The following is a 389-nucleotide window of genomic DNA, read 5'->3' on the forward strand; positions in this document are numbered from 1 at the left end:
GTGATTACACCAAATAATTCATAAAACAAAAATACAAAAGCAATTTCTAGCGGTGTATAACCTAGTTGGTGGAAGTGTAATACCACCAGCATGCGTAGTGCGCCATCGGTTAGTGTAAATGCCCAATAATTGCCAGTGATGATGCTGTATTGGCGAACATCTTCCGATAAATTTTTGAATGGATTATTGATATGCATATAAGCGTTATGTATGAGGATTAAGCTTGGTCAATTTTGCCAACCATGTAGGCGAGTTCAGCCGTGCGATTGGCATAGCCCCATTCATTGTCATACCACGCATAAATTTTTAGCTGGGTATCGTTAATTACCATCGTGGATTTTGCATCGACTATGGTGGAGCGTGGGTCAGTTTTGTAGTCGATAGAGACT

The 389-nt window shown here is 40.4% G+C and carries 2 protein-coding genes; both read right to left on the reverse strand.

Going from position 1 to position 389, the window contains the following annotated elements:
• A partial coding sequence (locus DLK05_RS17175; RefSeq protein ID WP_209319975.1) for a hypothetical protein occupies positions 1–197 on the reverse strand: 197 nt, incomplete at its 3' end.
• A gap of 20 nt (positions 198–217) precedes the next feature.
• A complete protein-coding gene (locus DLK05_RS18455) occupies positions 218–382 on the reverse strand; it encodes a hypothetical protein (RefSeq protein WP_369073586.1) in 165 nt (54 codons plus the stop codon).
• Between the last annotated feature and the right edge of the window lie 7 nt (positions 383–389).

The organism is Ancylomarina longa (assembly GCF_003996985.1).
Lineage (GTDB): Bacteria > Bacteroidota > Bacteroidia > Bacteroidales > Marinifilaceae > Ancylomarina_A > Ancylomarina_A longa.